This window comes from Oscillospiraceae bacterium NTUH-002-81 (assembly GCA_032620915.1).
Classification (GTDB): domain Bacteria; phylum Bacillota; class Clostridia; order Lachnospirales; family Lachnospiraceae; genus JAGTTR01.
This window is the reverse complement of record CP136052.1, coordinates 1984330-2009531: the sequence shown is the minus strand read 5'-3', so window position 1 is coordinate 2009531 and position 25202 is coordinate 1984330. Positions and strand designations below refer to the sequence as shown.

Here is a 25202-nt window from a genome sequence, read left to right as displayed (position 1 = left end):
GGCAGGCAAAAAGCATTCGAAGAGGAAAGGCATTTTGACTTTTCCTCTTTTTTAGTTGAAAGTTTTGTTTGAGATTTTGCATGGTTGAAAATCCCGTATCCACACGGGACATGAAAAGGAGGAGTTCTTATGAAAAAAAGACAGATCACAGCATTATTCCTGGCAGGTGTGCTTGCAGTCTCTTCCCTGACTGCCTGTGGTTCTTCGGACAGCGCGTCATCCGACGGCAGTACGGCAGATGCGGCCACGTCGGGAGATACCCTGAAAATTGGTCTGGTGGCCCCCATTTCCGGTGACAACGGCCAGTACGGAACGAGCCAGAAGCAGGGCTATGAGCTGGCCATCAAGGAGATCAATGAGGCCGGCGGCGTAAACGGCAAGATGCTGGAGCTGGAAACCTATGACGACCAGGGCGATGCCCAGAAGGCAGCAGCCGGAGCCCAAAAGTTTGCCGATGATGACAGCATTCTTGCTGTTGGCGGTTCCTGTCTTTCTTCCTGCACGCTGGCCATGGTGCCCATCATCGATGACGCCGGGCTTCCCGATCTGGTTGTCAGCTCCAGTTCCCCCAGCCTGACCGGTTCCAGCGATTACTTTTTCCGCATGTCCGTACAGGATGCGGCTGTCGGCCCGCAGATCGCAGATGTGATTCTGAAGAAAGGTCTGAAAAACGTGGTTGTCCTGTATCCGGACAATGATTACGGCATCAACTTAAATGAAAACCTGACCAAATACGGCGCAGAGCAGGGGCTCAATATCATGCAGAGCATCCCGTATCTGACCACGGACCAGGACTACACCGCCATCCTGACAACGGTAAAAACCCTGCAGCCGGAGGCCATCGCCCTGTGCGGCACGACAACAGACACCGGACTTCTTGTGAAACAGATCCAGCAGCTGGGCATTGATGCTCTTCTGGTAGGAGGTACCGGTGGTTACAATGCCAAGACCGTGGAGATCGCGGGCTCCGCATCGGAAGGCTTCCTCTGTGTCGGCGTGTATGTGGCATCCAACCCGGATGAGAAGGTGCAGACGCTGGTAGAGAAGTACAATGCCGCTTACGGTGAGATCCCGGACGGCTTCGCAGCCCTTTCTTATGACCAGATGTACGTCATCGCAGACGCCGCAAAAGCTGCCATGGATGCCAACGACGGAACCGTTACCCGGGAAACGCTGAAGGATGCGCTGAAAGCCATCAACTATGATGGTGTGACAGGAACGGTAACCTTCAACGATGTGAATGACTGGGAGCGTCCGTACCTGACATTGAAAGTAGAGAACGGGGAATTTGTTCTCGATGAATGATAACCGGTTCTGAAAAGAAAGACAGATACATATGGTAGTATTACATCACCAACAAGCGCATGCTTGATGCTATCCTAGAAGAGTTTACATAAGATAATTATGTAAACTCTTCTTTACTTTTGCAAGAAAACAGGTCTTAAAACAGAAAAAGAAGAGAGGAAGGTGTCCGCCTGATGGAAGATCCCCGATATCCCACCCCGATCCAGCAGATCCGCCTGGCCGCCGAAGAAAACCGGCGCACGGTGAATGAAAGCCTTGACCAGAACCGTTATCGATTTTCTGTCCGCCGGGGGCCGGACAGCATGTCCCGAGGCACCTTTCGTTCTTCTGTGATGCTTCGATTTTTTCTGGCCATTTTACTGTTTGCAGGCTTTTGTTTTTTGGAAAGAGAAGGTCGATATCTGGGAGATTACGACAGCAGCGCCATCTGCCGGATCATTCAGGAGGATACCGATTTTTCAAAAGTATTTAAAGACCGTTTATAAATTGTTATGAAATTTCCCTTCTGTTTGTTTAACGAAAAATCCTACCATATTTTTATCAACAGACAGGAGGTTTTTGTTATGCTAAAAGAAGGATTTCATGGGTTCTGCATGGCGCTGGCAGTGCTCATTCTTTCCTCCCTTTTTGAGAGCCACATTTATGTGGTCAGTTCCCTGTTCATCGGCTTTATCGCCGGTTCCATTCCGCTGATCCTGACAGATGAGCGCCCGGCATTCCGGCAGATGCGAAAAGGACTGCCCTTTGGACTGATCGGGATCCTTCTGGTGGTAGGTATCACCTGGCTCAACAGCCAGTCGCCGACGGCAGCCGTTGATCTGGGAACCTTTTCCCTTCCGCTGGCGATCCGGTTGTTTTTCACCGGTATGATCGCCATTTCGGCTATGTTCCTGCCGGGCATCTCCGATTCCACCCTGTTACTGATCCTGGGCGCGTATCTGCCGGTGATCACAGCCATCAAGGGACTACTTTCCCTGCAGCTGATCCGGGACAAGAAAGAGAAGAGAAAGGAAAATACTCATGGAATTAAAAATACTGGACTGGATACAAGCGCTTCATAATCCGGTTACGGATGTGCTGTTCGTCTGGATCACCCGCCTGGGAAATGTCGGCATGATCTGGATCCTTCTGGCAGCCGTCCTGCTCTTACGGCGCAAAACGCGGAAAACCGGCGATATCCTGGCGGCAGCCCTGGTGGTGGATGTCCTTTTGTGCAATGGGCTGTTAAAACATCTGTTTCACCGGGTCCGCCCCTGTGACGTCAACACGGCGGTATCGCTGCTCGTTTCCCGGCCCACGGATTATTCCTTCCCCTCCGGGCATACGGCAGCCTCCTTTGCCGCAGTGGCAGCCCTGTACCTGGCAGGCGCACGCCGCCTGTGGAAGCCCGCCCTGGTGCTGGGAATGCTCATTGCTTTTTCCAGGCTGTATCTGTACGTCCATTACCCGTCGGATATCCTGGGCGGGGTGCTCGTCGGTCTCTTTGCCGGATGGGTAGGCAGCCGGATCGCGGCAAAGCTGCTGAAATGCTCCCCGGCGCTTGCCCGCATGTGTGCCCCAGAAAGACCTGACGGAAAAGAGGGCAGAAAATGAGACGGCGTCATTTACCGGAACAACGCCTCGGATGCGGAAATGTGTGTGCTAAACTGGGATGGCACCATGGATATCTACAAGCCGGAGCATGAGATCCCGGATGGTATTTTTATCATGGATCAGACCCGTTAAACAGATTCTGGCTGTACACCAAAGGAGGAATTTCCATGGACTTTCTGAGAAAAATATTGCTGCATGTCAGCGCTATCTGCTGTTTTGCCTGTATCATCACTGCCATACTGGACTGGTATAACCCCTATATGGCTTTTTTCGAACATATTGTCCCACTGCGGATCATGCTGTACGTGTCGGTCATCTTGCTGGCACTGCTGCGAAAACGGGAGCGTCCGGGTATGCTGCGTGACCGGTAAAACGAGTGCTTGAACTTCTGTATCGATCTGTATTATAATAGAAATGTTATGTAATGAAAAATACCCTGTTACAGGCATGATCGAAAGGAATTTCATGAGAAAATTAGCCCTGAGCGACGAGCTCTTGTTAAAAGCAGATAAAGCATCCCGCTATATTGGCGGGGAGATCAATTCAGTCATGAAAGATAAGGACGCTGTGGACGTCCGTTTCTGTATGTGTTTTCCCGATCTGTATGAGATCGGCATGTCCCATCTGGGCATCCAGATCCTCTATGATATGTTCAACCGGCGGGAGGATACCTGGTGTGAGCGGGTATATTCTCCCTGGCCGGACATGGACAGACTTCTGCGGGACAACCATATCCCGCTGTTTGCCTTGGAATCCCAGGACCCGGTGAAAGATTTTGACTTTCTCGGCATTACCCTGCAGTACGAAATGTGTTATACAAATATTTTACAGATCCTGGATCTGAGCCAGATCCCGCTTCTGGCAAAGGAGCGGACATGGGCACACCCCATTGTCATCGGCGGCGGCCCCTGCAGCTACAACCCGGAACCGCTGGCGGATTTTTTTGACCTGTTTTACATCGGCGAGGGCGAGACACAGTACGGCCCGTTGCTGGAGCTGTACAAGGAAATGCGGCAAAAAGGCGCTTCCCGGGGAGGAATTTCTCCACGCGGCCTGTCATATTCCGGGCATTTACGTGCCGTCCCTGTATGAGCCGGAGTATCATGAGGATGGCACCATCGCCGCGCTTCGCACACTGGCAGAGGACGTGCCTCCCACGGTAAAAAAAGAGATGGTCATGGATTTTGCCGATGCGCCTTACCCGGAACGGCCCATTGTCCCTTACCTGAAAGCCACCCAGGATCGGGTGGTGCTGGAGATCATGCGGGGCTGTATCCGTGGCTGCCGGTTCTGTCAGGCCGGGATGATCTATCGTCCCACACGCCAGAAGGACGTCAGCGAATTGAAGCGGCTGGCCTACGAGATGATGAAGAATACCGGTTACGACGAGATTTCTCTAAGCTCCCTGAGCTCCAGTGACTACAAAGATCTGGAAGAGCTGATCACCTTCCTGCTGGAAAAATTCAACCAGAAGGGACTGAACATCAGCCTGCCCTCCCTGCGGATCGACGCCTTCTCCCTGGATGTGATGGGGAAGGTGCAGGATATCAAGAAGAGCAGTCTGACCTTCGCACCGGAGGCCGGTTCCCAGCGGATGCGAAATGTCATCAACAAGGGACTGACCGAGGACGATATCATGGATGGTGCTACCCAGGCGTTCTTAGGTGGCTGGAATAAGGTGAAGTTTTACTTTATGCTGGGCCTGCCGGGGGAAACAGAAGAGGATATCTGCGAGATCATGCATCTGTGCGACCGGGTGGCAAGACTTTACTACGATCTGATCCCCAAGGCAGAGCGCCATGGCAAATGTCAGATCACGGCCAGCACTTCCTTTTTTGTGCCCAAGCCGTTTACACCGTTCCAGTGGGCGCGGATGAACACCGCATCCGAGTTTCTGGGAAAAGCCCGTCTCGTCAACCAGACCATGAAGGAAGAGTTGAACCGCAAGAGCATCCGCTACAACTGGCATGACTCTGATCTGAGTATTCTGGAGGGCGTCTTTGCCAGAGGGGACAGACGGCTGTCCCGGGTATTGCTGCGAGCCTATGAGAAGGGCTGCATATTCGATTCCTGGTCGGAGTATTTCCATTATGACCGGTGGATTGAAGCTTTTGATGAATGTGAACTGTCTATGGATTTCTATACATCCAGAGAGCGAAGCCTAGACGAGATCTTCCCCTGGGATTTCATTTCCTGCGGCGTTTCCAAGAACTTCCTGAAACGGGAGTGGGAGAGGGCACAGCGGGGAGAAGTAACCCCCAATTGCCGGGAAGCCTGCTCCGGCTGCGGCATTGCATCCTATCAGGGAGGTGTATGCGTTGAACATTAGAGTACGTTTTTCCAAATATGGATTTTTAAAATTTATCGGCCACCTGGATGTGATGCGCTATTTCCAGAAGGCCATCCGTCGGGCGGATATTGATATTCTTTATTCAGAAGGGTACAGCCCGCATCAGATCATGTCCTTCGCTTCTCCGCTGGGGCTTGGCATTACCAGCGAAGGCGAGTATATGGACATTGCGGTGGGGCAGACCGATTCCTCTGTGGAAAGCATCCGCCGTCTGAATGCCCAGATGGCGGAAGGCATCGAGATTCTCAGCTACCGGCAGCTGCCGGAGAAGAGCACCAATGCCATGGCCAGTGTGGCAGCAGCGGATTATGTTGTGGATTTCCGGGAGGAATACCGGCCGGAGGGAGACTGGCAGCAGGATTTTCTGGCGTTTTGCGGCAATCCTGCCATTCTCTATGAGAAAGAGACAAAGAAGGGCAGCAGAGAAATCGATCTGCGGCCACATATACACCGACTGTCAGAGCAAGATGGCAAGATCATACTACGACTGACGGCAGGAAGCGTGGAGAATATCAAGCCGGAATTCCTGATGGACGTTTTTTTCAAAAGTCAGGGAAAAGAACTGTCCCCTTATGCACTGCAGCTGCACCGGCTGGATCTGCTGGCCAACGATGAGACTGACGAGAACCTGCCGCCCCGTTTCCGTTCCCTGGAAGACTACGGGACAGATATTTTATAAAAATAAGTAAGCAGTTGGAGGAAAAGCTATGAGCCAGTGGATTGCTTCCCGTATGCCGGAATATCCAGGAAAGATCATTGCCATGCGCATACAGGAACAAAAGGCAGATCAGATTACGGTGCAGGATGAGGAAGAAACTTCCCTACTTGGCCGGATCTACATCGGAAAAATCAAAAATATCGCATCCAATCTGGCGGCTGCCTTCGTGGAGATCGCAGACGGTCAGCTGTGCTATGTGCCGCTCTCGGAGCTCCCTGCAGAGAGTTTCCCCGATCCGGTGGCTGCCGCCAGGAAAAAGCCCTGTGCCGGGGATGAGGTGATCGTCCAGATTTCGAAGGAAGCGCTGAAGACCAAGCTTCCGGGCGGTACCGGCAACCTGTCTCTGACCGGCACGTATGTGGTACTGACCTCTGGAAAACGCATGCTTGGTCTGTCCGGCAAGCTTTCTCCCGCCAGAAAAGAGGCGCTGAAGGAGCAGCTGGCAGATCTGGTCACCGATTCCTATGGCTTTATCATCCGCACCAATGCCCAGCAGGCATCTGAGGACGTGATCCGCCAGGAAGCAGCGGCACTGGCAGCATCCTATGAGAAGATCCGAAAGATCGCAGGCAGCCGTACCTGTTTTTCCTGCCTGTACCGTCCGGCCGGGCCGCTCCTCAAAAGCATCCAGGGCGCCGGTCTTTCCCGCCTGACGGAGATCGTCACCGATGTACCTTCGGTGTATGAAGAAATCCAGGCTTTTCTGATACAGAACGGTCTGGACAGCCAGATCACGCTGCGCCGTTATGACGATCCGCAGCTGCCGCTTCCCAAGCTGTATTCTTTTTCCTCCGTTCTCGGAGAATCCCTCAGAGAGCGGGTGTGGTTAAAGTCCGGCGGCTATCTGGTCATTCAGCCTACGGAGGCACTGACGGTCATCGATGTGAACACCGGCAAATACGACGGCAAAAAAAAAGCCGGAGGAGGCTTTCCTGAAAATTAATCTGGAAGCGGCAAAGGAAGCGGCCCGACAACTGCGGCTGCGCAACATTTCCGGCATGATCCTCATAGATTTTATCGATATGAAGAAACGCGAACATACGGCCCAGGTGGCGGAGGCTTTACGCGCCTGCCTGCGGGAGGATCCCGTTAAGGCTGATTTCGTGGATTTCACAAAGCTGGGGCTGGCGGAGCTGACGAGAAAGAAAGAGGCACGGCCACTGGTGGAGCAACTCCGGAAAACGAATGCATGACAGCCTATGACAGTTCAGACGCGCCATTCGCAAAAAAAAGAGTTGACAATTCGACAAACGGATGCTAATATATAACGGATGCCGCACAACGAGGTTTTAAGAGGCCCACAAAGCCCACCGAAATTGGCGAGTAATGATTATAGGAGGTGCCATATGTACGCAATTATTGCAACAGGTGGTAAACAGTACAAAGTAGCGGAAGGCGATATCATTAAAGTTGAGAAGCTCGGTGCAGAGGCTGGCGAGACATACACCTTTGACCAGGTTCTTGCAGTAAGCAATGACGGACTGAAAGTCGGCGCTGACGTAGCAAACGCAACCGTTACCGCATCAGTCGTTGCAAACGGTAAGGCAAAGAAAGTTATCGTTTACAAGTACAAGAGAAAATCTGGATATCACAAGAAGAACGGTCACAGACAGCAGTACACACAGGTGAAGATCGAAAAGATCAACGCTTAATTGTACACAGGTCATGATTCGGGCAACAGTTTACAGACGGACTGCGGATCAGTCCTTCAAGGGTCTTCGGATTCTTGGACATGCAGGATATGAACAGTACGGCAAAGACATCGTCTGCGCCGGGGTATCCGTATTGGTAGTGAATCTTGTGAATGCCATCGAGCAGCTGACGGATGATCCGATCGTTGTTCAGACAGATGAGGCACAGGGCTTGATCGAATTTAAGTTCTGTCAACAGGCGGGGCATGATGCCACATTACTGATGCAGGCATGTATTATGGGGCTGGAAGCAATCCAGCAGGAACACAGTGATTATATTCGACTTCTATTCAAGGAGGTGTAGAACGATGTTAAATATGAACCTTCAGTTTTTCGCTCACAAAAAAGGAGTTGGTTCTACTAAGAACGGCAGAGATTCCGAGTCCAAGAGACTGGGAGCGAAAAGAGCAGACGGACAGTTTGTAAAAGCAGGCAATATCCTTTACAGACAGCGCGGAACAAAGATCCATCCCGGCGTGAACGTTGGCCGCGGCGGCGATGATACTTTATTCGCACTGGTTGACGGTGTTGTAAAATTCGAGAGAAAAGGCAGAGATAAGAAACAGGTTTCTATCTACCCGGTAGCTGAATAAGCACATAACTGTCAGGTAAGACTGTACGTGAGGCTTCAAATCAATATGGTTTGAAGCCTTTTTTACCTTAAAATACTATTCTTTTCTTATATAGCTGCAGAGAGGAGGCGGCAGAATGTTTGCTGACAGAGCAAAAATTTACATCCGTTCCGGCAAAGGCGGAGATGGACATGTAAGCTTTCGCAGAGAGCTCTATGTACCAAACGGCGGCCCGGACGGCGGAGACGGCGGCCGCGGCGGAGATGTCATCTTTGAGGTGGATGAAGGACTGAACACGCTGTATGACTACCGACACAAGACCAAATACAGTGCCCAAAACGGGGAAGAAGGCGGCAAGAGACGCTGTCACGGTAAAGACGGGGAAGACATCATTTTAAAAGTACCGGAGGGAACCATCATCCGGGAAGAGGCAAGCGGCAAGGTGGTTGCGGACATGTCCGGCGATAACCGGCGCCAGATCATCCTGAAGGGCGGAAAAGGCGGTCTGGGCAATCAGCATTTTGCCACAGCCACCATGCAGGTACCCAAGTATGCACAGCCCGGCCAGCCGGCCCAGGAGCTGAACGTGACACTGGAGCTGAAGGTCATCGCGGATGTGGGCCTGGTGGGCTTCCCGAACGTCGGAAAATCCACCCTGCTTTCCCGGGTAACAAACGCCCGTCCAAAGATTGCCAATTACCATTTCACGACCCTGAATCCCAATCTGGGCGTGGTAGACCTGAAAGGTTCCAAAGGGTTTGTCATCGCGGACATTCCCGGCCTGATCGAGGGCGCATCTGAGGGTGTCGGCCTGGGCCATGAGTTTCTCCGCCACATTGAGCGGACAAAGGTGCTCATCCATATGGTAGATGCCGCATCCACCGAGGGACGGGATCCCGTGGATGATATTTACAAGATCAACGCAGAGCTGGGAGCTTACAATCCGGATATTGCCGCACGGCCCCAGGTCATTGCCGCCAATAAGATCGATGCCCTTTACGAGGGCGAGGCGGAGACGCTGGATCGCCTGAAAGCGGAATTTGAGCCCAAGGGCATCCGGGTATTTCCGATTTCCGCAGTGAGCGGCAAGGGACTGGACGAGCTTCTCTACCATGTACGCACCATGCTGGATCAGCTGGACGATACGCCGGTAACCTTTGCTCAGGAATATTTCCCCGAGGAGATGCTGGCTGTGGAGGATCTTCCGTATACGGTTGGCCGGGATGAAGAGGACGAGCATGTCTTCGTTGTGGAAGGCCCCAAGATTGAGAAAATGCTGGGTTACACCAATCTGGATTCCGAGAAGGGCTTCCGTTTCTTCCAGAATTTCCTGAAAAATACCGGTATCCTGGAGGAACTGGAGGCAGCCGGTATTCAGGAGGGTGACACCGTCAGAATGTACGGACTGGAATTTGATTATTACAAATAAGAGGATAAAGATATGACAAGCAAACAGAGAGCTTATTTAAAAGGGCTTGCAATGACCATGGAACCCATCTTTCAGATCGGGAAATCCAGCCTGACACCGGAAAACACCCAGGCCATTTCCGAGGCACTGGCGGCCCGGGAGCTAATCAAGATCAGTGTGCTGAACAACTGCATGGATGATCCGAGAGAGCTGGCCCAGATGGTGGCAGAACGCACCCATGCACAGGTTGTACAGGTCATCGGTAAGAAAATTGTGCTGTACCGGGAAGGAAAGGACGAGAAAAAGAAGATCGTTCTTCCCTGATCGCCGTACCGTTTTCCGTGTGGAAGGAGGATTCTCTACCATGGAACAGACAGTGAAAACAATGACCGCATCTCCGTGTGGCTTTCAGAAAATCGGTGTATTCGGCGGCAGCTATAACCCGGTGCACTGCGGACATCTGCAGATTGCCGAGGCTGCCAGAGAGCAGTTTGGTCTGGATCAGGTCTGGTTCGTTCCTGCCTGGATCCAGCCATTCAAGCAGGGCATGCAGGTGGTCAGCGCCAGTCATCGCCGACAGATGCTGGAATTGGCACTGGAACCTTACCCTGATTTTCGGATCTGTGACTATGAGCTGGAGAAAAAAGGCATCAGCTATACGTGTGATACCATCCAGGCGCTGAAAGCAGCCATGCCGGACACCCATCTGTATTTCATTATGGGCGCGGACTCTCTGGATACCTTCGGTACCTGGTACCACCCGGAGAAAATCTGTGCCTGTGCCTCCATTCTCGCCGCTGTCCGGCACCGGCCGGGCAAAAGCGACGAACTGCAGCGGCAGGCAGATATCCTGTGGCAATCGCTGGGTGCGGATATCCATTTCCTGCAGACACCTTTTTACAATATTTCTTCCACACAGATCCGGCAAATGGATCCGAAGGCACTGGCCGGGCAGCATCTCGTTCCCAGGAGCGTACTTCAATATATATGCGACCACCATTTATACGAAGAAGGAGTACAGGCAAATGAGTGAAGCCTATGATCTGAAAAAGATAAAAAAGAAACTGAAAAACGAGCTGGACGAATCCAGATATGAGCATACCATCGGCGTTATGGACACTGCGGCCTGCCTCGCCATGCGATACGGTGCAGACCTGACCCAGGCACTGGTTGCAGGCCTGCTTCATGACTGTGCGAAATGCATTCCCAACGACAAGAAACTCAAGCTGTGCAAAAAGAACGGGATCGAAGTAACGCCCTTCGAGGAGAAGGCGCCGTTCCTGCTTCATGCCAAGCTTGGCGCCTGGATGGCAGAACATGAGTACCATGTATCAGACCCGGCCATTTTAAGCGCCATTGCGTGTCACACCACCGGAAAACCGGACATGTCCCTGCTGGATAAAATTGTTTTTATCGCGGATTACATTGAACCGGGACGGAACAAGGCGCCGGGACTTCCCGAGATACGCCGGCTTTCCTTTACAGACATTGACCAGGCACTGATCCGGATCCTGTCAGACACACTGGATTATCTGGCTTCCAGCAATGATCCTATTGACCCCGCCACCCAGAACGTACTGGACTATTATTTACGGAGGGAACAAGCATCATGACATCAAAAGAAATGGCCAAAATGGCGATAGAAGCGTTAGAAGACAAAAAGGCAGAAGATATCCAGGTGATCGATATCTCCGAGGTATCTGTGATTGCCGATTACTTTATCATCGCCAGCGGCAATAACCGCAATCAGGTACAGGCACTCATCGACAACGTAGAAGAGCAGCTGGGACGCGCCGGTGTCTCCCCGAAGCAGATCGAGGGCTACGACGCTGCCAACTGGGTGCTCATGGATTACCGGGATATCATTGTTCACGTGTTTGATAAGGAAAACCGTCTGTTCTATGATATCGAAAGAATCTGGAGAGATGGAAAAAATATTCCGGTGGACAGTTTTAAGGAAGAGCGGTAGCGGTATAACCATTATTCATGAACACAAAAAGAGAAGTCAAAGGAAGCTTCTGTTGGAAGTGCTTTCTTTGCCTTCTCTTTTTTACTGTCATCCCTATACACACCTGTTTTGTGGATTTTTCTGTTTAATTTCGTCAAAATACTTGACCTGTCGTGGTATATGTATTAATATCTATTTCAGATATGTTACGTCAGATAAAGTATATTGCAGCGATTTATTGTTTCACCAAAACAGAATGGAGGGATTTCATTGACCATCAGCAGCGACATCATCCGAGGCTACAACGACACGATTATTCTCAGCACCCTTCTTTCCGAAGATTCCTATGGTTATGAGATCTCCCAGACCATTGCTGAAATCTCCGAGGGAAAATACCAGATCAAGGAGACAACGCTGTATTCCTGCATCAACCGTCTCCTGAAAAACGGCTATATCGAGTCTTATCGGCTGGACGATATTTCCATGCGGAAGCGCGTTTATTATCACATTACGAAAAAGGGCTTTGTCTACTATTATGACAAATGTAAAGAGTGGGAACTGACCCGGGACGTCATCAACCGGTTTGCCAAAGAGCTGTAATCAGCCCTTTCTTTCCAGAACCGAGAGAAACACGGTCAGAAGAATCAGGCCGAATCCCAGCAGTTCTGCCATGGAAAATCTCGTCCCCAGAAACAATGCCGAGAGGACGGTTGCGGATACCGGTTCCAGGCAGCCGATCAGAGTTGCCTTCACCGGCCCGATATACCTGACGCCTTCCAGAAAAGCAGAGAAGCCAACAGCCGTGCCAATGAGGACAATGACTGCGATCATGAGCCATGCTGCAGAGTCAAGATTGGCCGGTAAGATCCATGCCCTTGTGCCCAGAAACAGGACGAGGCCACCGATGAGCATGCCCCATCCGGTGACGGCAGGTTTCCCCAGACAGGAATGATGTGCCTTGACAGAAGTGTATAGATCACCACGCCTGCGGCGGCGAGAAGGCCGAGCACCAGACCGGCTGCTGAAAGCTGCATCCGGGTCGGATTGCCTTTTGTCGCAATGAGAAAGGTACCCACAAGCGCGAGAAGGATGGCCAGCGTCTGCTGTATGCCCATGCGCGTTCTACTCTGGATTGCGACGATAACGGCCATGAAAATGACGTTCAGGCTTTGCAGCACCGTGGCAGTAGCAGAGTTGGAGTATTTGATGGCGCCCAGAAACGTATACTGGCACATCAGAAGTCCAAACAGGGCAAAAGCAAGAAGCTGTCCCACATCTTTTCGATTCTTCCATATGGTGAAAGTTCTTATTTTTTCTTTTCGAAAAACGAGGAGCAATAATACCAGCCCTGAGAGCAGCATCCGTACCGCCGTCAGCCAATCGGCACGCAGATCATATTTGGTGAAAAGATACTGGCTGCACACGCCAGATATGCCCCAGCCAACACTGCCAAGCGACGCGAACAGAAACCCTCTCCTTATATTTCCCGTATTTGTTTTTTTCATTGAAGGAATCCCCCTTTTATTTTATTTTTTCTTTATTTTCAGATATAACGAAGATCAGGAGTACAGCGACTGTTATAGCTGCGGATTGTTTTTGGTTTTGTGTCATGTAAATTCAGATTTTTCTATGGTATTATGTTTATAATAGTATTATATTGAGATGGAAAGCTGTATAATAGACATATATTTCGCTGTTATTATTATTTTATTGCGCAGATGATGTGGATGATTTTCAAAGATGATATAAGATGATAAATAACGAATGTCAGGCGTACAGCATGGTTTATAACTTAGATTTTTTTTGTGTTGTGTAAAAGTACAGTTTACAAGGGACTACACAGGGTAGGTATCTGACGGGAGGGGTTTCACCCGTCAGATTTTCCATGTGATATTCAAGCTGTCGCTTGTGGCGGCTATGGTGGTAATCATCAAATCCACCACCCGCCGCTTGTCGTCAAAGGATACATTCTCCCAAGTGTCGAGGTAGCCGGAAATCTGGCTGACCTGTTCCGGGCTAATGGCTTCCACCGTCAGTTCCGCTATCCTCGCCAGAAGTTCCTGCTTGCGCCCGTCCAGTTCTGCTATCTTCACATTCACATAGGAGAGCAGGACATTGTTTGCACCCGTCAGACTGTCCACCAGCTTTTCAATCTCGCTGTCCACATGGGCAAGCTCCACTTGCAGTGCTGCAATTTTCGGGTTTGCCTTTGCCGCTTTCTTTCTGCCTGTCAGCGTCTTGTAGCTTGCCAGTTTCTTTACCATCTGCTGATAAACAACCGCTTCCAGTTCCGAAGTAATGATTTTCCCGCACCCGGCACAGCTTTTATTGTCCAGCCGTTTTGTGCAGCGGAGATATTGCTTTCCCACAGGATTGTTAATGCTCATAAGAGCATACCCGCAATTCCCGCATTTGATTTTTCCCGCCAGCCATGTGTGGGTGGCTTTTCGGGCAGACTGGATTTTCATGTTGTTCATCAACTTCTTGCGGCAGGTCAGCCAGATGTCGGAGGGGACAATGCCCTCATGGGGAGCCAGCACCAGCATTTGGTCTTTCAAGTTGTTCTTTTTGCTGGGCTTCACATCCCGCCCTTGATACAGATAGCAGCCGTTCATACCTGTAAAATCGGCAGCGTCATTGACAATGACTGTTCCTTGACTTTTGAAAAACTCGTACACATCAAGGTCTGCCTGCACATAGACAGGCAGGTAGGAAAATAATTGCAGAAAAATATATGTAGTTTTATAAAACAATCAGGAGGATTACATGAGACGGGTAAAAAAAAGAAAAAAGGAATAAAGTGCTTATTTTTAGTGTGATTATCTTGCTTCTTGTATGTGCAGGCATTGCGATAGCCAGTTTGCATAAAGTAAATAATATTTTGTTGGAAAACTCGTCTGAGGCAACAATAGAAATTATTGGAAATTCAAGTACAACTGAACCTGCACAAGAGCTTCGAGGAACTGTAAAAGATGCAACAATGAATACTCTAACTGTTCAAGGTGAGGATAATCGTGAATATTATTTTGGAACAGAAGGTGTAAATATTTCAACTGGTGAGACAGGAATAGTGATTGGGAATCCAGTGACAGTTTCATATCATGGCAAATTGGATTTGAATGCATCTGTACAAGAGGTTGAATTACTTTCCATTACGGTTACGGATTCCAGTTTGAATACCGAAAATCCTGAACCAACAACTGGTGAAACAGAGCCAAGTCCCCCTTCTGCTTCCGTGACACAGAAAGCACAAGAAATTCTAAATGCAATGACGCTGGAAGAAAAAGTTGGACAGATGTTTATTGCACGCTGTCCCGAAATAAATAGCGTACAGAAGATAAAGGAGTATAATCTTGGAGGTTATATTCTTTTTAGCCGAGACTTTTCTGGAAAAACAAGAGATGAAATTATCCAGAATATTCAAAGTTACCAAAGTGCAGCAAAAATCCCCATGTTTATCGGAGTAGATGAAGAAGGAGGCACTGTCAACCGTATTAGCACAAACCCTAATTTGCGAGCTGTGCCTTTCTGGTCCCCTCAAGAACTCTATGCTGAAGGTGGCTTTGATTTGATTCAAAGTGACACACAAGAAAAATGTGAATTATTGAATAGTTTGGGGATTAATTTGAACTTTGCCCCAATCTGCGATGTTTCGCAAAATCCAGAGGATTTTATTTATGACCGGAGTTTTGGACAGAACGCAGAGCAAACTGCCGCTTATGTCCACTTAGTTGTGCAAACCATGTTTCAAGAAGGTATGGGGAGCGTCCTAAAGCATTTCCCCGGGTACGGAAATAATGTGGATACACATACAGGTATTGCTTATGATAATCGCACCTATGAAACATTTTTGAACTCAGATTTCTTGCCGTTTCAAGCAGGAATTGATTCTGGAGCCAATATGGTATTAGTTTCTCATAATGTGGTATCCTGCATGGATAGTCAAACCCCTGCTTCGCTGTCTTCACAGGTACACAAAATCCTGCGGGAAGAATTAAAATTTACTGGAGTTATTATTACAGATGACTTAGCTATGGATGGTGTGCGCAATTTTGCAGAAGACACAAAAATTGCAGTTCAAGCTGTGAAGGCAGGAAATGATATGTTATGCTGCACAGATTTTGAGGTGCAAATTCCAGACATACTTGAAGCAGTCAAACAGGGAGAAATTACAGAGGAACAAATCGATGAATCTGTTTTACGCATATTAGAATTAAAAATTTCACTTGGGATATAAAGGTTTATTTACAAATAGTCTAAAATTTCAGTTTTTACGGGAGTGTGTCCACAAGTTCGGTGTAGAACGAGGAACGGGGACTTTCATATACGCCCTGTCTGCTGATGAAACCAGTCCTGCGCTTGCGGCTCCACGTCACGCAATCACAACCCTGTTTTCCTGCTGCTTCAAACGCCTTTGCCCTCCCCGGCGGCAACCTTATTTTCGCAGCAACGCCGACAGAGCGTATAACACACTACACTTTGCAAGCAAAGTCGTGTGCCAAGGGGCAAGCCCCTTTGGAAACCCCGGACAACAAAACAGGCTGAATATCTCGCACTTTCCCGGTGCTTGATACTCAGCCTTTATTTGTTGTCAGCAGCCCCCGTTTCGTGGTCTGCGTGTAGTTCCTTGTAAACTGACCTAAGGAGTGCCATAAATCCATAAATATCGTGAAAAACAGCGGTGAAAGTATCGATGGTTTTCTAAAATTTTTTCTGGGATTATAAGCATATAAAAGGAGATGAGCACTGGAGATGAGAGCAAAAAATATCCATCTGGATGCCCACAGACAGGAGATCACAAGGAAAATTCCTGGCTTTCCCGTGTCCTGTTACCACACCACATTCCGATCCGATACCTACGATTATATTGACTGGCACTGGCATGTGGAATTTCAGCTGTGCCTGACTGTCAGTGGTTCTGTTCTGTGGCATACTGAGGCTGAACAGACGGAAGTACCTGCAGGCCAGGGCATTTTTATTAATTCTCAGCGGGTTCATATGGTCAGACCGGTCAGAAAAGAAGCTTCTTTTTTCTATCTGGATATTCCGCCGGATTTTATCTGTCCAACCAGAGATGGCGGTCTCTACGAACACAGTGTTCTTCCCGTACTCCAGGCATCGGCTCTTCACCGGAAACTCATCACGCCGCAAACAGAAAAGGGCAGAGAAATTCACCGGCTCTTAAACGAGATGGCGGCTGTTTTCGATGAAAAAACAGAAGGCTATGAATTTGTACTGGCAGGGCATGTATTTCAGATATGGAAGTCTCTGCGAGAGCTTCTTGCGGAAGAGATTGGCAGTACCCAAGGTTCTACAGACGAACGGTTTCGGGACTTACTTCTGTATTTGCAGAAAAATTATGGTTCAGCCATGCGCTTGGATGAAATGGCAACGCACATCGGGCTCAGCAGAAGCGAGTGCTGCCGCTATTTTAAGAAACATGCCGGGCAAACCATTTCCGCTTATCTGCTCCAGTATCGCATTGACGAGAGCATGTATCTGCTGACAGAAACAGACAGAACCATTGCACAGATTGCTCAGGACTGCGGATTTTCCCAGCAAAGCTATTATGCCAAAAAATTCCGGGAGCAGACCGGCATGACGCCCGGGCAATATCGGGAGCGCATGAAAGCTAATTTATCATAACAAAAGACAGAAAACCGAACATTTTGTTGCTGTACATACAGAAAGTGTCAAAGATACGTTTTCGCGGATGGCGTGTGTGAACGGGAATGTTTCAAAAAACAAGAGAAAGTCCTGATCTGCCATACATAAATCGAAATGATTATAATGACAGATCAGGACTTTCCTATGAAATAAATCTTATTTGAAAAATCGAATGGCTCCGAACACTTTTCCCAGAATCATCACATCCTGTACGATGATGGGCTCCATAAATTCATTTTCCGGCTGCAGACGATAGTAGCCGTCTTCCTTATAAAAGGTCTTCACTGTGGCAGAATCCTCCACCAGTGCAACAACCATATCTCCATTGTTCGCAGTTTCCTGTTTCTGAACGAGCACATAATCTCCATTCAGAATACCGGCATTCACCATGCTGTCACCCTTTACTTTCAGCATGAAACAGTCCTGATTGGGCATATATTCCGAAGGCACCGGGAAATAGTTCTCCACATTCTCGACAGCCAGCAACGGCACACCGGCAGCCACCGTACCAAGCAGCGGCACATTGACCACCTCGCGGCGCACCAGATTGAAATTATCATCAATGATCTCGATAGCCCGGGGCTTCGTGGGATCTCTGCGGATATAACCGTTCTTCTCCAGCGTCTCCAGATGAGAGTGGACAGAAGAGGTAGACTTCAGATGAACAGCTTCGCATATATCACGCACCGACGGAGGATATCCCTTATTCAAAATCTCATTCTTGATGAATTCCAGTATTTCCTGTTGCTTCGTGCTGATCTTTCCGTATCCCATATAACAAAACCTCCCGGTTCTTTCTCTGTTTATTTCTTCCATCTTAGCATAAAAGCCCCCGGATTGCAAACAGATATTCGGAATATTTGTTCGATTTTGGTTGACAAACACACGTTCGGTATTATATAATCACTTTAGAAATAGAACAACTGTTCGAAAAAAAGTTTTTGATACTATAAGGAGGAAGCCCTGCATGAATACGTATTTTGTTTCAGATCTCTGCCAGGAGAAGCACATTGATTATGATCCACAGACCCATACGCCTGGCCGGAATGGTTACAATGCCGCCAGAAGGCAGTATGATGCGCAGAGAAACGTGTCGAACCGTCAGCAAGTTTCCTCTGCCCTCAGATTGCACAGAACGCATGGGAACAATGTATCCGGGAAGAGAAGAGAGCGTTCCTTCCAGCTGCACAGGATTTTGCTTTTCCTTGCGTTTACACTGCTCATTGCTTTTCTGTGCAGTATTTCCTTCGGCAGTATTTTGTCCAAGGCTGAGACAATCGATGCCAAGGCTTCTGAAACGTTCAAATATTATAAGAGCGTTACCGTGCAGCCGGGTGATTCTCTCTGGAGTATTGCGGCAGACAACATGTCCGAAGAATATGATTCCATACAGGACTACATCGATGAGGTATGCTTTATCAATTCCCTGAGCAATACATGTATTCATGCCGGAAAGAACCTGACCATTCCTTATTATTCCGCAGAATTCAAATAAGAGAAAGAAAGCATAGAATCGAACGCTCTGTTCGATAGATGCCAATATCGTTACTTTACCATACATTAATATAGCTAGAGAATCATAATTAAAAGCACTGATGCCTTTGGTATTATATCATTAGAGATATATAATTATATAATATTGAAATAATCTATAATCGAACAAAGTGTTCGATTGCTGGATAACGTTTATATACAGCAGATACTAATAAATACGTGTATTATAACACTTATAGATAATTAACGAAAAAGCTTTACAGGTTCCTCCAGATGCGTTATGATTGTTTTATTGTATCACCACGTCGTAAAATCGTCATTTTGCGACATGGTATACTTCTCACTTTTCGCTCTTTTTGCTGGCCTATTTATACAGCATCGTTGATTTACAGGAGGTTCTATATGAAACAGTTAAGCTATAAAGAACAGATTGATCGTAATAATATTGCAAAGATCCGGGAACTGCAGAAAACGCTTCCTGCGTTTACCGCAGAGTTTTTCCGAGCAATGGAGATTCGCAAAAGCACGAACACAAGGAAAAATTATGCTTATGATCTTGGTACCTTTTTCTATTTTCTGCAGCACAATAATCCTTCTCTGGAGAAACTCGAACTTCAGAAACTGCCCTTATCTGTTCTGGACAGTATTCAGGCAACCGATATAGAAGAATACCTCTCTTTTCTGGAGTATTATGAAAGAGATGGTGTTATTTATCGCAACAGAGAAGAAGGAAAAGCCAGGAAACTCTCTGCCCTCTCCACCTTCTACACCTATTATTATAAAAAAAGAACTGATCAGGACCAACCCCACCGCACTGGTTGATGTGCCCAAAATCAAAGAAAAGAATATTATCCGTCTGGAACCGAATGAAGTTGTCGAATTGCTGGATCAGGTGGAATCCGGAGAGAATCTGACAAGGAAACAGCTGGAAAGCCATGAGAAAACCAAAATTCGCGATGCGGCAATCATCACTCTTCTTCTCGGCACCGGCATCCGGGTATCTGAATGTGTGGGACTGGATCTTACAGACATTGACTTTGACAATGGCGCCCTGCGGGTCATCCGGAAAGGCGGAAATGAAGACCTGGTATATTTTGGAGAAGAAGTCGAAGAAGCGCTCCTGCAATATATGGCAGAACGGGAACTGCTCTCTCCCGCTCCCGGCCATGAGAACGCCCTGTTCATTTCCCTGAAGAACACCCGGCTTACCACCCGATCCGTAGAACGTCTGGTGAAAAAATACGCTTCACTTGTAACGACAGTAAAGAAAATCACTCCCCATAAGCTGCGCAGTACCTTCGGCACGAACCTTTATCAGGAAACCGGCGATATTTATCTGGTCGCAGATACACTGGGACATAAGAATGTTGATACCACACGAAAGCATTACGCTGCCATGAATGAAAACAAGAAACGCAAAGCAGCTTCGCAGGTACATCTGCGGGAAAAATAACGCAGAGCACTGTTTATGTTATATACCAGAACAGGTAGCAGGATCACCATGGGTACGGTATAAATAGATGGCTATGAAAATAGTTGCCGCCTCTGCCAGGGGCATGGTGATCCAGACGCCGGATACCCCGATCAGATTCGGCAGGATCAGAATAAATACAACCACGAAAATCAGAGACCGCAAAGAGGAAATCAATGCAGAGATAAATCCATTCCCCAAGGCGGTAAAGTATCCGGACAGAAATACATTCAAACCAATAAACAGAAAAACCGGACTGAATAATTTTAATCCATCCCACGTTACTGTAAAAACATTCCCCTCTTCCACGAACAAATGAATGATCTGTTTTCCACAGAGAAGGGAAAATCCGAGTATCAGCGCAGAACTGACAGCAATGGTAACAAAGCTATATCGCGTTGTTTCTTTTATTTTCTCATAATTACGGGAACCAACATTGTAGCTGACAATCGGCGCAGTTGCCACAGCGATCCCCATATAGATGGCAATGAAGAAATAATAGACATACATAATGATCGTTACTGCTGCGACCCCATCTTCTCCAAAAATATTTCATAATGATAAGATTAAATAAAAATGTCGTAATTCCTGTAGACATTTCTGTCAGCATTTCACTGCTTCCATTTGTACAGGATTTAAAGAGAACCATCCAGTTTACTTCCGGCTTGCAGAACCGAATATGACTGTATTTCAGAAAATAGACCAGACCGATCAGCATACTTGCTGTAATGGACAGAAAGGTTCCCCATGCAGCTCCGCCTGTACCCATGTGAAATACAGCCACAAAAGTATAGTCAAGAATAACGTTAAGAATCAATCCGGTCAAAGACATCACCATTCCGATGTTCGGTTTTCCGTCAGTCCTTACCATGTATTCAAAAAACAGCTTAAAAGACATGGGAATCGTTCCCAGAAATATGACAAACGCATATGGCAGCACATGTTTTAACAATCTTGGACTGCTTCCCAGAAAGATACAGATCTGTTCCAGAAAAAGGATACCGATAATTGTAAAAATTATCGAGAATATAAGCAGCACGATTGTAATAAAAGTAAAAATTTCATTTGCTTCCCGCTCCTTTTTTTGTCCCAGCTTTTCACCTATAATTGCGCCAGCCCCTGTAGCAAGCATAACTGCAATGCCGAAGATGATACATGTAATCGGAATAACAATATTAATTCCTGCCAAAGCATCAGAGTCTGCATATTTAGATACAAAAAACCCATCAATGGTTGTGTAAAAGGACAAAAAAATCATCGTCAATACGGAAGGAACCAGATATCTTAAGAATTGTATATAAGTCATTTTGCTTTCAAAATATTTCATTAATGAAAAATCCTCCTGCTTGCTCATTCTATCTTATAGTTATATAATAAAGAATATAGTAACTATAGTCTCAAGAGGATTTTTTTATGAAAGACATGTTTTCCATCGGTGAACTTGCGGGGTATCAGAATATCTCAAAGCAAACATTGATTTTTTATGACAAGATCGGTTTATTTCAACCGGCATACGTGGATCCGAATAATAAATATCGCTATTATACCGCGAAACAAGTTGATTATCTGGATACCATTTTGATCATGAAAGAAATGGGATTTTCGCTTGGTGAAATTCAGGAACATATGAAGAATTATACCATTGATACGTCATTGATTACGTTGAGAAAACAACTGCGCGTGATCGACCGGCAGATTACACATTTACAATTAATAAGGAACCGCCTCGCTCACAGATGTGAGCAGATGGAAAATGTGAAAGAATTTCACGAACGGAATCAGGAAGTAACTGTCAAAGAAACAGAACAAAAACATCTTTTATATGCAGAAGTATCACCACCCCAATCTTTCCGGGAAATCAGTATTGCAACAAAAAAGTGTTTTTCGCAGGCATTAAAAGATGAACTGCCGATTTATTTTCAAACAGGTGTGATCGTTCCCTATAAACACATTTTAGAAGGAAGATATACAGAAGCTAACGTTGCGTTCTTACCTATCGAAGAAACAAATAAGGCAACAAATATCAAAACCCTGCCAAAAGGAACCGTGGCAAGCATTTATCATTGTGGCACTTATGAAGCTGTTGAACGCTCTTACAAGAAGCTGTTGAAATTTTGTAATGAACACCGTCTGCAGATTATTTCAGATGCGTATGAATTTTGCATCAACGACTATATATCTTCCGGAGATGAAAATGAATATATTACTGAACTGTTTTTTTATATCCGCAAATAAACGAAGGTACGATCCGCTTATGCTTTCTGGAAAAGCCGATCATCCAGAACAACGGTAAACGGTCCGTCATTCAGAAGTTCTACCTGCATATCTGCTCCAAAGATCCCGGTCTGTACCACCGGGATTTCTTTTCTGCAGGCTTCTATCATATATTCATATAACGCTTTCGCCATATCCGGCGCACCCGCATTTATAAAAGATGGTCGATTTCCCTTCCGGCAATCCGCATACAGCGTAAATTGGGATATTAAAAGAAGCTCTCCGTTTACGTCTTTCAGCGAAAGGTTTGTCTTGCCGTTCTCATCTTCAAAAATGCGCAAATTCAGCAGTTTTTTCACATACTGATCAGCGATTTCTTTCGTATCAGAATCGGCGATACCAATGAATACCAGAAATCCTTTCCCGATCTTTCCGGTCACATTCCCTTCTACAGTTACTGATGCATGCTTCACACGCTGTATTACAAGTTTCATTTGTCAGTTCCTCCGTTTTCTATATGATTCTCACAATTCTCTTCCGGTACACTTCTCATCGACGATTCAGGTGCTTCTGCCTCCGGTCGATAGAAAATATCGTCATTTTCACTCATATAATGATATACTTCTGTGGGCAGTTTCTTCCGCTCCAGGGAGCGGTCAGAAAATGAGCGGATTCCGGCATAGATCACAGCGGTGGTCGGTACACCGATGACCATTCCCACCACACCAAACAGTCCGCCAAAGATCAGAATTGCGCAAAGGACAAAGAATCCGCCGATACCGGTCTTATTGCCCAGAATCTTCGGTCCCAGATAATTCCCGTCAAATGTCTGCAGTAAAATAATGAAAATAACAAAATACAGTGCCTGCAGAGGATCCACAATGAGAATCAGCAGGGTACAGGGAACTGCCCCAATATATGGGCCAAAGAACGGAATAATATTCGTTACCCCGATCACAACGCTGATCAGCATATAATATGGTGTCCTGGCAATGCTGGTATACACAAAACAAATAATACCGATGATCAGGGAATCCAACAGCTTGCCGCTCAGGAATCCACTGAATGTCTGATCCGTCAGCGCAAAGAAATCTATGAGACGAACTGCATATTTCTCCGGCAGGATTGCATGAAAAAGCTTCTTGAACTGCCCCGCCAGCACATCCTTACTGTTCAGAATATACAGCGCCACAAAGCATCCGAGGAAAATATTCTTCACAACCTGTACCACATTGATAATCTGCCCTGATACCTGTGTCACTGCTTCGTTAACCCCCGGAACAAACCGTTCGTTAATCCAGTCTTTGACAGAAGGAATATATTTTGTAAAAAACTCCTCTGCCGTTTCTTCAATACTGGGATTATCTTTTAAAAGTCCCAGGATCCATTTCTGAAAATTATCGACATAGAACGGAAGCCGGGAAAGCAGACTTTCTATACTGAAAAAAAGCTGAGGTACGATCAGATGAAGAAGACTGTATACAATTAATATCGCAAAAACAAATGCAATACCCGTGGAAATGAGCCGGAGAATCTTCTTTTTCCTGCGGCTGGTTTGCACATGGTAATGCTTCATAAGCATAGCGGCCGGTTTCCGTTCGATAAAATTAACAATTGGTTTTAACAGATAAGCAATGACGCAGCCATCAATGATAGGCATGACGATCCCGATAATGGTATTCAGCCCGCTGAGCAGGGAATGATTCTCAAACAATACATAATAAAATAAGATACTGCAGATGATGACGATAAACAACGTGACACCCAGATGCAGATACTGACGGTCCCATTTATATTTCATGAAAGAACTCCTCTCCTGGGATTATTGCAATTATTATAATCCAACAGAGCTATTATAGCATGAATCTCCTTTCTGTGATATACTGTCAGAGTGTAAAACTTTGTCAAGAATTCAGGAAGGATTTTACGTTATGAAAATGCAGAAACTGCTCAGTTATACAAGAAAAGCTGTGGATGAATACCAGCTGATCGAGGAAGGTGACAGAATTGCCGTAGGGATTTCCGGAGGAAAAGACAGTCTGACCATGCTATATGCCCTACAGGCGCTCTCCCGCTTCTATCCGAAGCATTTTGAGGTAGAAGCAGTTACTGTCCACCTGGGACACGAAAATCTGGATTTCACCTCTGTAGCAGCACTGTGTGAGCAGTTGGGCGTACATTATACGATCGTCCCTTCCCAGATCTATCAGATCGTTTTTGAGGAAAGGAAAGAAGAGAATCCTTGCTCTCTCTGTGCCAAGCTGCGCAAAGGTGCGCTGAACCATGCAATCAAAGAGCTTGGCTGTAACAAAGTAGCCTATGCCCATCACATGGATGACCTGATCGAAACGTTGCTTATGTCACTGCTCTTTGAAGGGCGCCTTCATAGTTTTTCACCGAAGACTTATCTGGACCGCATGGATTTGACGGTAATCCGCCCGCTGATATTTACACCGGAGGAAGAGATCCGCGGATTTGCCCGGAGCATGCAGCTTCCTGTTGTGAAGAATCCCTGTCCTGCTGACGGCTATACGAAGCGGCAATATGCAAAAGATCTGGTGCGGCAGCTGAATACAGAGCATCCGGGTGCCAGGGATCGGATGTTTACCGCTATTCTGAACGGCAATTTTGAAGACTGGCCACAGCGAATCCTCAATCCCCGTAACAAAAAATCCTCTGTTATCTGATGCGGCAGAAAATCAGCATTCATCCGCTACAAAAAGCTCTCTCTTACAGCCGTTTCCATCGGAACAACTGCAAAAGAGAGCTTT

The 25202-nt window shown here is 47.2% G+C and carries 29 protein-coding genes and 3 pseudogenes; 25 read left to right on the top strand and 7 right to left on the bottom strand.

Annotation, left to right across the window (positions count from 1 at the left end):
• Positions 1 to 129: 129 nt before the first annotated feature.
• From RJD28_09725 to RJD28_09640, 18 genes and pseudogenes are all read left to right on the top strand, one after another.
• Positions 130 to 1305: an ABC transporter substrate-binding protein gene (locus RJD28_09725; GenBank protein WNV56631.1), complete on the top strand. Its 1176-nt coding sequence runs from the start codon at positions 130 to 132 to the stop codon at positions 1303 to 1305.
• 173 nt (positions 1306 to 1478) lie between these two features.
• Positions 1479 to 1790 (top strand): hypothetical protein, encoded by a 312-nt coding sequence (locus RJD28_09720; protein WNV56630.1) that lies wholly within the window; start codon positions 1479 to 1481, stop codon positions 1788 to 1790.
• 78 nt (positions 1791 to 1868) lie between these two features.
• A complete protein-coding gene (locus RJD28_09715) occupies positions 1869 to 2366 on the top strand; it encodes a DUF368 domain-containing protein (protein WNV56629.1) in 498 nt (165 codons plus the stop codon).
• On the top strand, positions 2326 to 2898 hold the full coding sequence (locus RJD28_09710; protein WNV56628.1) for a phosphatase PAP2 family protein: 573 nt from the start codon (positions 2326 to 2328) through the stop codon (positions 2896 to 2898). The genes RJD28_09715 and RJD28_09710 overlap by 41 nt, the downstream gene beginning before the upstream one ends.
• 167 nt (positions 2899 to 3065) lie before the next feature.
• On the top strand, positions 3066 to 3269 hold the full coding sequence (locus tag RJD28_09705) for a hypothetical protein (GenBank protein WNV56627.1): 204 nt from the start codon (positions 3066 to 3068) through the stop codon (positions 3267 to 3269).
• Positions 3270 to 3363: 94 nt separating this feature from the next.
• Positions 3364 to 5227 (top strand): annotated as a pseudogene (locus RJD28_09700) (TIGR03960 family B12-binding radical SAM protein).
• Positions 5217 to 5927: a TIGR03936 family radical SAM-associated protein gene (locus tag RJD28_09695; protein WNV56626.1), complete on the top strand. Its 711-nt coding sequence runs from the start codon at positions 5217 to 5219 to the stop codon at positions 5925 to 5927. The pseudogene RJD28_09700 and the gene RJD28_09695 overlap by 11 nt, the downstream one beginning before the upstream one ends.
• Positions 5928 to 5955: 28 nt before the next feature.
• Positions 5956 to 6909, top strand: a complete 954-nt coding sequence (locus RJD28_09690; protein WNV56625.1) for a ribonuclease E/G — start codon at positions 5956 to 5958, stop codon at positions 6907 to 6909.
• Positions 6899 to 7159 carry a ribonuclease E/G gene (locus tag RJD28_09685; protein ID WNV59596.1) on the top strand — a complete coding sequence of 87 codons (261 nt, stop codon included), beginning with the start codon at positions 6899 to 6901 and terminating at the stop codon, positions 7157 to 7159. Before RJD28_09690 ends, RJD28_09685 begins: the two co-directional genes overlap by 11 nt.
• Positions 7160 to 7312: 153 nt before the next feature.
• Positions 7313 to 7618, top strand: a complete 306-nt coding sequence (gene rplU, locus RJD28_09680) for a 50S ribosomal protein L21 (protein ID WNV56624.1) — start codon at positions 7313 to 7315, stop codon at positions 7616 to 7618.
• 13 nt (positions 7619 to 7631) lie between these two features.
• Positions 7632 to 7961 carry a ribosomal-processing cysteine protease Prp gene (locus tag RJD28_09675; protein ID WNV56623.1) on the top strand — a complete coding sequence of 110 codons (330 nt, stop codon included), beginning with the start codon at positions 7632 to 7634 and terminating at the stop codon, positions 7959 to 7961.
• Between the two features lie 4 nt (positions 7962 to 7965).
• Entirely contained in the window at positions 7966 to 8250 is a 285-nt protein-coding gene (gene rpmA, locus RJD28_09670; GenBank protein ID WNV56622.1) for a 50S ribosomal protein L27, read from the top strand.
• Positions 8251 to 8365: 115 nt separating this feature from the next.
• Positions 8366 to 9658 carry a GTPase ObgE gene (obgE, locus tag RJD28_09665; GenBank protein WNV56621.1) on the top strand — a complete coding sequence of 431 codons (1293 nt, stop codon included), beginning with the start codon at positions 8366 to 8368 and terminating at the stop codon, positions 9656 to 9658.
• A gap of 12 nt (positions 9659 to 9670) precedes the next feature.
• Positions 9671 to 9961 (top strand): ribosome assembly RNA-binding protein YhbY, encoded by a 291-nt coding sequence (gene yhbY, locus RJD28_09660; protein ID WNV56620.1) that lies wholly within the window; start codon positions 9671 to 9673, stop codon positions 9959 to 9961.
• A gap of 40 nt (positions 9962 to 10001) precedes the next feature.
• The gene (nadD, locus tag RJD28_09655) at positions 10002 to 10670 is read left to right on the top strand and encodes a nicotinate (nicotinamide) nucleotide adenylyltransferase (GenBank protein ID WNV56619.1); all 669 of its coding nucleotides are present in this window, start codon (positions 10002 to 10004) and stop codon (positions 10668 to 10670) included.
• Positions 10663 to 11250, top strand: a complete 588-nt coding sequence (yqeK, locus tag RJD28_09650) for a bis(5'-nucleosyl)-tetraphosphatase (symmetrical) YqeK (protein ID WNV56618.1) — start codon at positions 10663 to 10665, stop codon at positions 11248 to 11250. The genes nadD and yqeK overlap by 8 nt, the downstream gene beginning before the upstream one ends.
• Positions 11247 to 11606 (top strand): ribosome silencing factor, encoded by a 360-nt coding sequence (gene rsfS / locus RJD28_09645; GenBank protein WNV56617.1) that lies wholly within the window; start codon positions 11247 to 11249, stop codon positions 11604 to 11606. Before yqeK ends, rsfS begins: the two co-directional genes overlap by 4 nt.
• A 243-nt stretch (positions 11607 to 11849) precedes the next feature.
• The gene (locus RJD28_09640; GenBank protein WNV59595.1) at positions 11850 to 12185 is read left to right on the top strand and encodes a PadR family transcriptional regulator; all 336 of its coding nucleotides are present in this window, start codon (positions 11850 to 11852) and stop codon (positions 12183 to 12185) included.
• Here RJD28_09640 and RJD28_09635 read toward each other — a convergent pair whose 3' ends face one another.
• The 3 genes and pseudogenes from RJD28_09635 to RJD28_09625 all read right to left on the bottom strand — a co-directional run bounded on the left by RJD28_09635 (position 12186) and on the right by RJD28_09625 (position 14290).
• Positions 12186 to 12497, bottom strand: coding sequence for a DMT family transporter (locus RJD28_09635; protein WNV56616.1), 312 nt, complete (start codon positions 12495 to 12497; stop codon positions 12186 to 12188).
• Positions 12413 to 13090, bottom strand: coding sequence for a DMT family transporter (locus RJD28_09630; protein ID WNV56615.1), 678 nt, complete (start codon positions 13088 to 13090; stop codon positions 12413 to 12415). Before RJD28_09630 ends, RJD28_09635 begins: the two co-directional genes overlap by 85 nt.
• A gap of 369 nt (positions 13091 to 13459) precedes the next feature.
• Positions 13460 to 14290 (bottom strand): annotated as a pseudogene (locus RJD28_09625) (zinc ribbon domain-containing protein).
• Between the two features lie 95 nt (positions 14291 to 14385).
• Between RJD28_09625 and RJD28_09620 the strand changes: the two are divergent.
• Positions 14386 to 15822: a glycoside hydrolase family 3 N-terminal domain-containing protein gene (locus RJD28_09620; GenBank protein ID WNV56614.1), complete on the top strand. Its 1437-nt coding sequence runs from the start codon at positions 14386 to 14388 to the stop codon at positions 15820 to 15822.
• Positions 15823 to 16337: 515 nt separating this feature from the next.
• A complete protein-coding gene (locus RJD28_09615; GenBank protein ID WNV56613.1) occupies positions 16338 to 17231 on the top strand; it encodes an AraC family transcriptional regulator in 894 nt (297 codons plus the stop codon).
• Positions 17232 to 17408: 177 nt separating this feature from the next.
• Here RJD28_09615 and lexA read toward each other — a convergent pair whose 3' ends face one another.
• Positions 17409 to 18026, bottom strand: coding sequence for a transcriptional repressor LexA (lexA, locus tag RJD28_09610; GenBank protein WNV56612.1), 618 nt, complete (start codon positions 18024 to 18026; stop codon positions 17409 to 17411).
• Between the two features lie 193 nt (positions 18027 to 18219).
• Between lexA and RJD28_09605 the strand changes: the two genes are divergently transcribed.
• The 3 genes and pseudogenes from RJD28_09605 to RJD28_09595 all read left to right on the top strand — a co-directional run bounded on the left by RJD28_09605 (position 18220) and on the right by RJD28_09595 (position 20536).
• Complete coding sequence (locus RJD28_09605; protein ID WNV56611.1) at positions 18220 to 18747, top strand: LysM peptidoglycan-binding domain-containing protein; 528 nt, start codon at positions 18220 to 18222, stop codon at positions 18745 to 18747.
• 401 nt (positions 18748 to 19148) lie between these two features.
• Positions 19149 to 20199 (top strand): annotated as a pseudogene (locus RJD28_09600) (tyrosine-type recombinase/integrase).
• Positions 20200 to 20266: 67 nt separating this feature from the next.
• Positions 20267 to 20536: a hypothetical protein gene (locus tag RJD28_09595; protein WNV56610.1), complete on the top strand. Its 270-nt coding sequence runs from the start codon at positions 20267 to 20269 to the stop codon at positions 20534 to 20536.
• A 102-nt stretch (positions 20537 to 20638) separates the two neighbouring features.
• Here the strand turns inward: RJD28_09595 and RJD28_09590 are convergent, their stop codons facing one another.
• On the bottom strand, positions 20639 to 21544 hold the full coding sequence (locus tag RJD28_09590) for an MATE family efflux transporter (protein ID WNV56609.1): 906 nt from the start codon (positions 21542 to 21544) through the stop codon (positions 20639 to 20641).
• Between the two features lie 86 nt (positions 21545 to 21630).
• Here RJD28_09590 and RJD28_09585 point away from each other — a divergent pair, with 86 nt between their 5' ends.
• Positions 21631 to 22452, top strand: coding sequence for a MerR family transcriptional regulator (locus tag RJD28_09585; GenBank protein ID WNV56608.1), 822 nt, complete (start codon positions 21631 to 21633; stop codon positions 22450 to 22452).
• A gap of 17 nt (positions 22453 to 22469) precedes the next feature.
• Here RJD28_09585 and dtd read toward each other — a convergent pair whose 3' ends face one another.
• Positions 22470 to 22925: a D-aminoacyl-tRNA deacylase gene (gene dtd / locus RJD28_09580; GenBank protein WNV56607.1), complete on the bottom strand. Its 456-nt coding sequence runs from the start codon at positions 22923 to 22925 to the stop codon at positions 22470 to 22472.
• The gene (locus tag RJD28_09575; GenBank protein WNV56606.1) at positions 22922 to 24232 is read right to left on the bottom strand and encodes an AI-2E family transporter; all 1311 of its coding nucleotides are present in this window, start codon (positions 24230 to 24232) and stop codon (positions 22922 to 22924) included. The genes dtd and RJD28_09575 overlap by 4 nt, the downstream gene beginning before the upstream one ends.
• Positions 24233 to 24362: 130 nt before the next feature.
• On the opposite strand from RJD28_09575, the gene RJD28_09570 reads away from it, so the two are divergent.
• The gene (locus RJD28_09570; protein WNV56605.1) at positions 24363 to 25118 is read left to right on the top strand and encodes an ATP-binding protein; all 756 of its coding nucleotides are present in this window, start codon (positions 24363 to 24365) and stop codon (positions 25116 to 25118) included.
• The last annotated feature ends 84 nt before the right edge of the window (positions 25119 to 25202 follow it).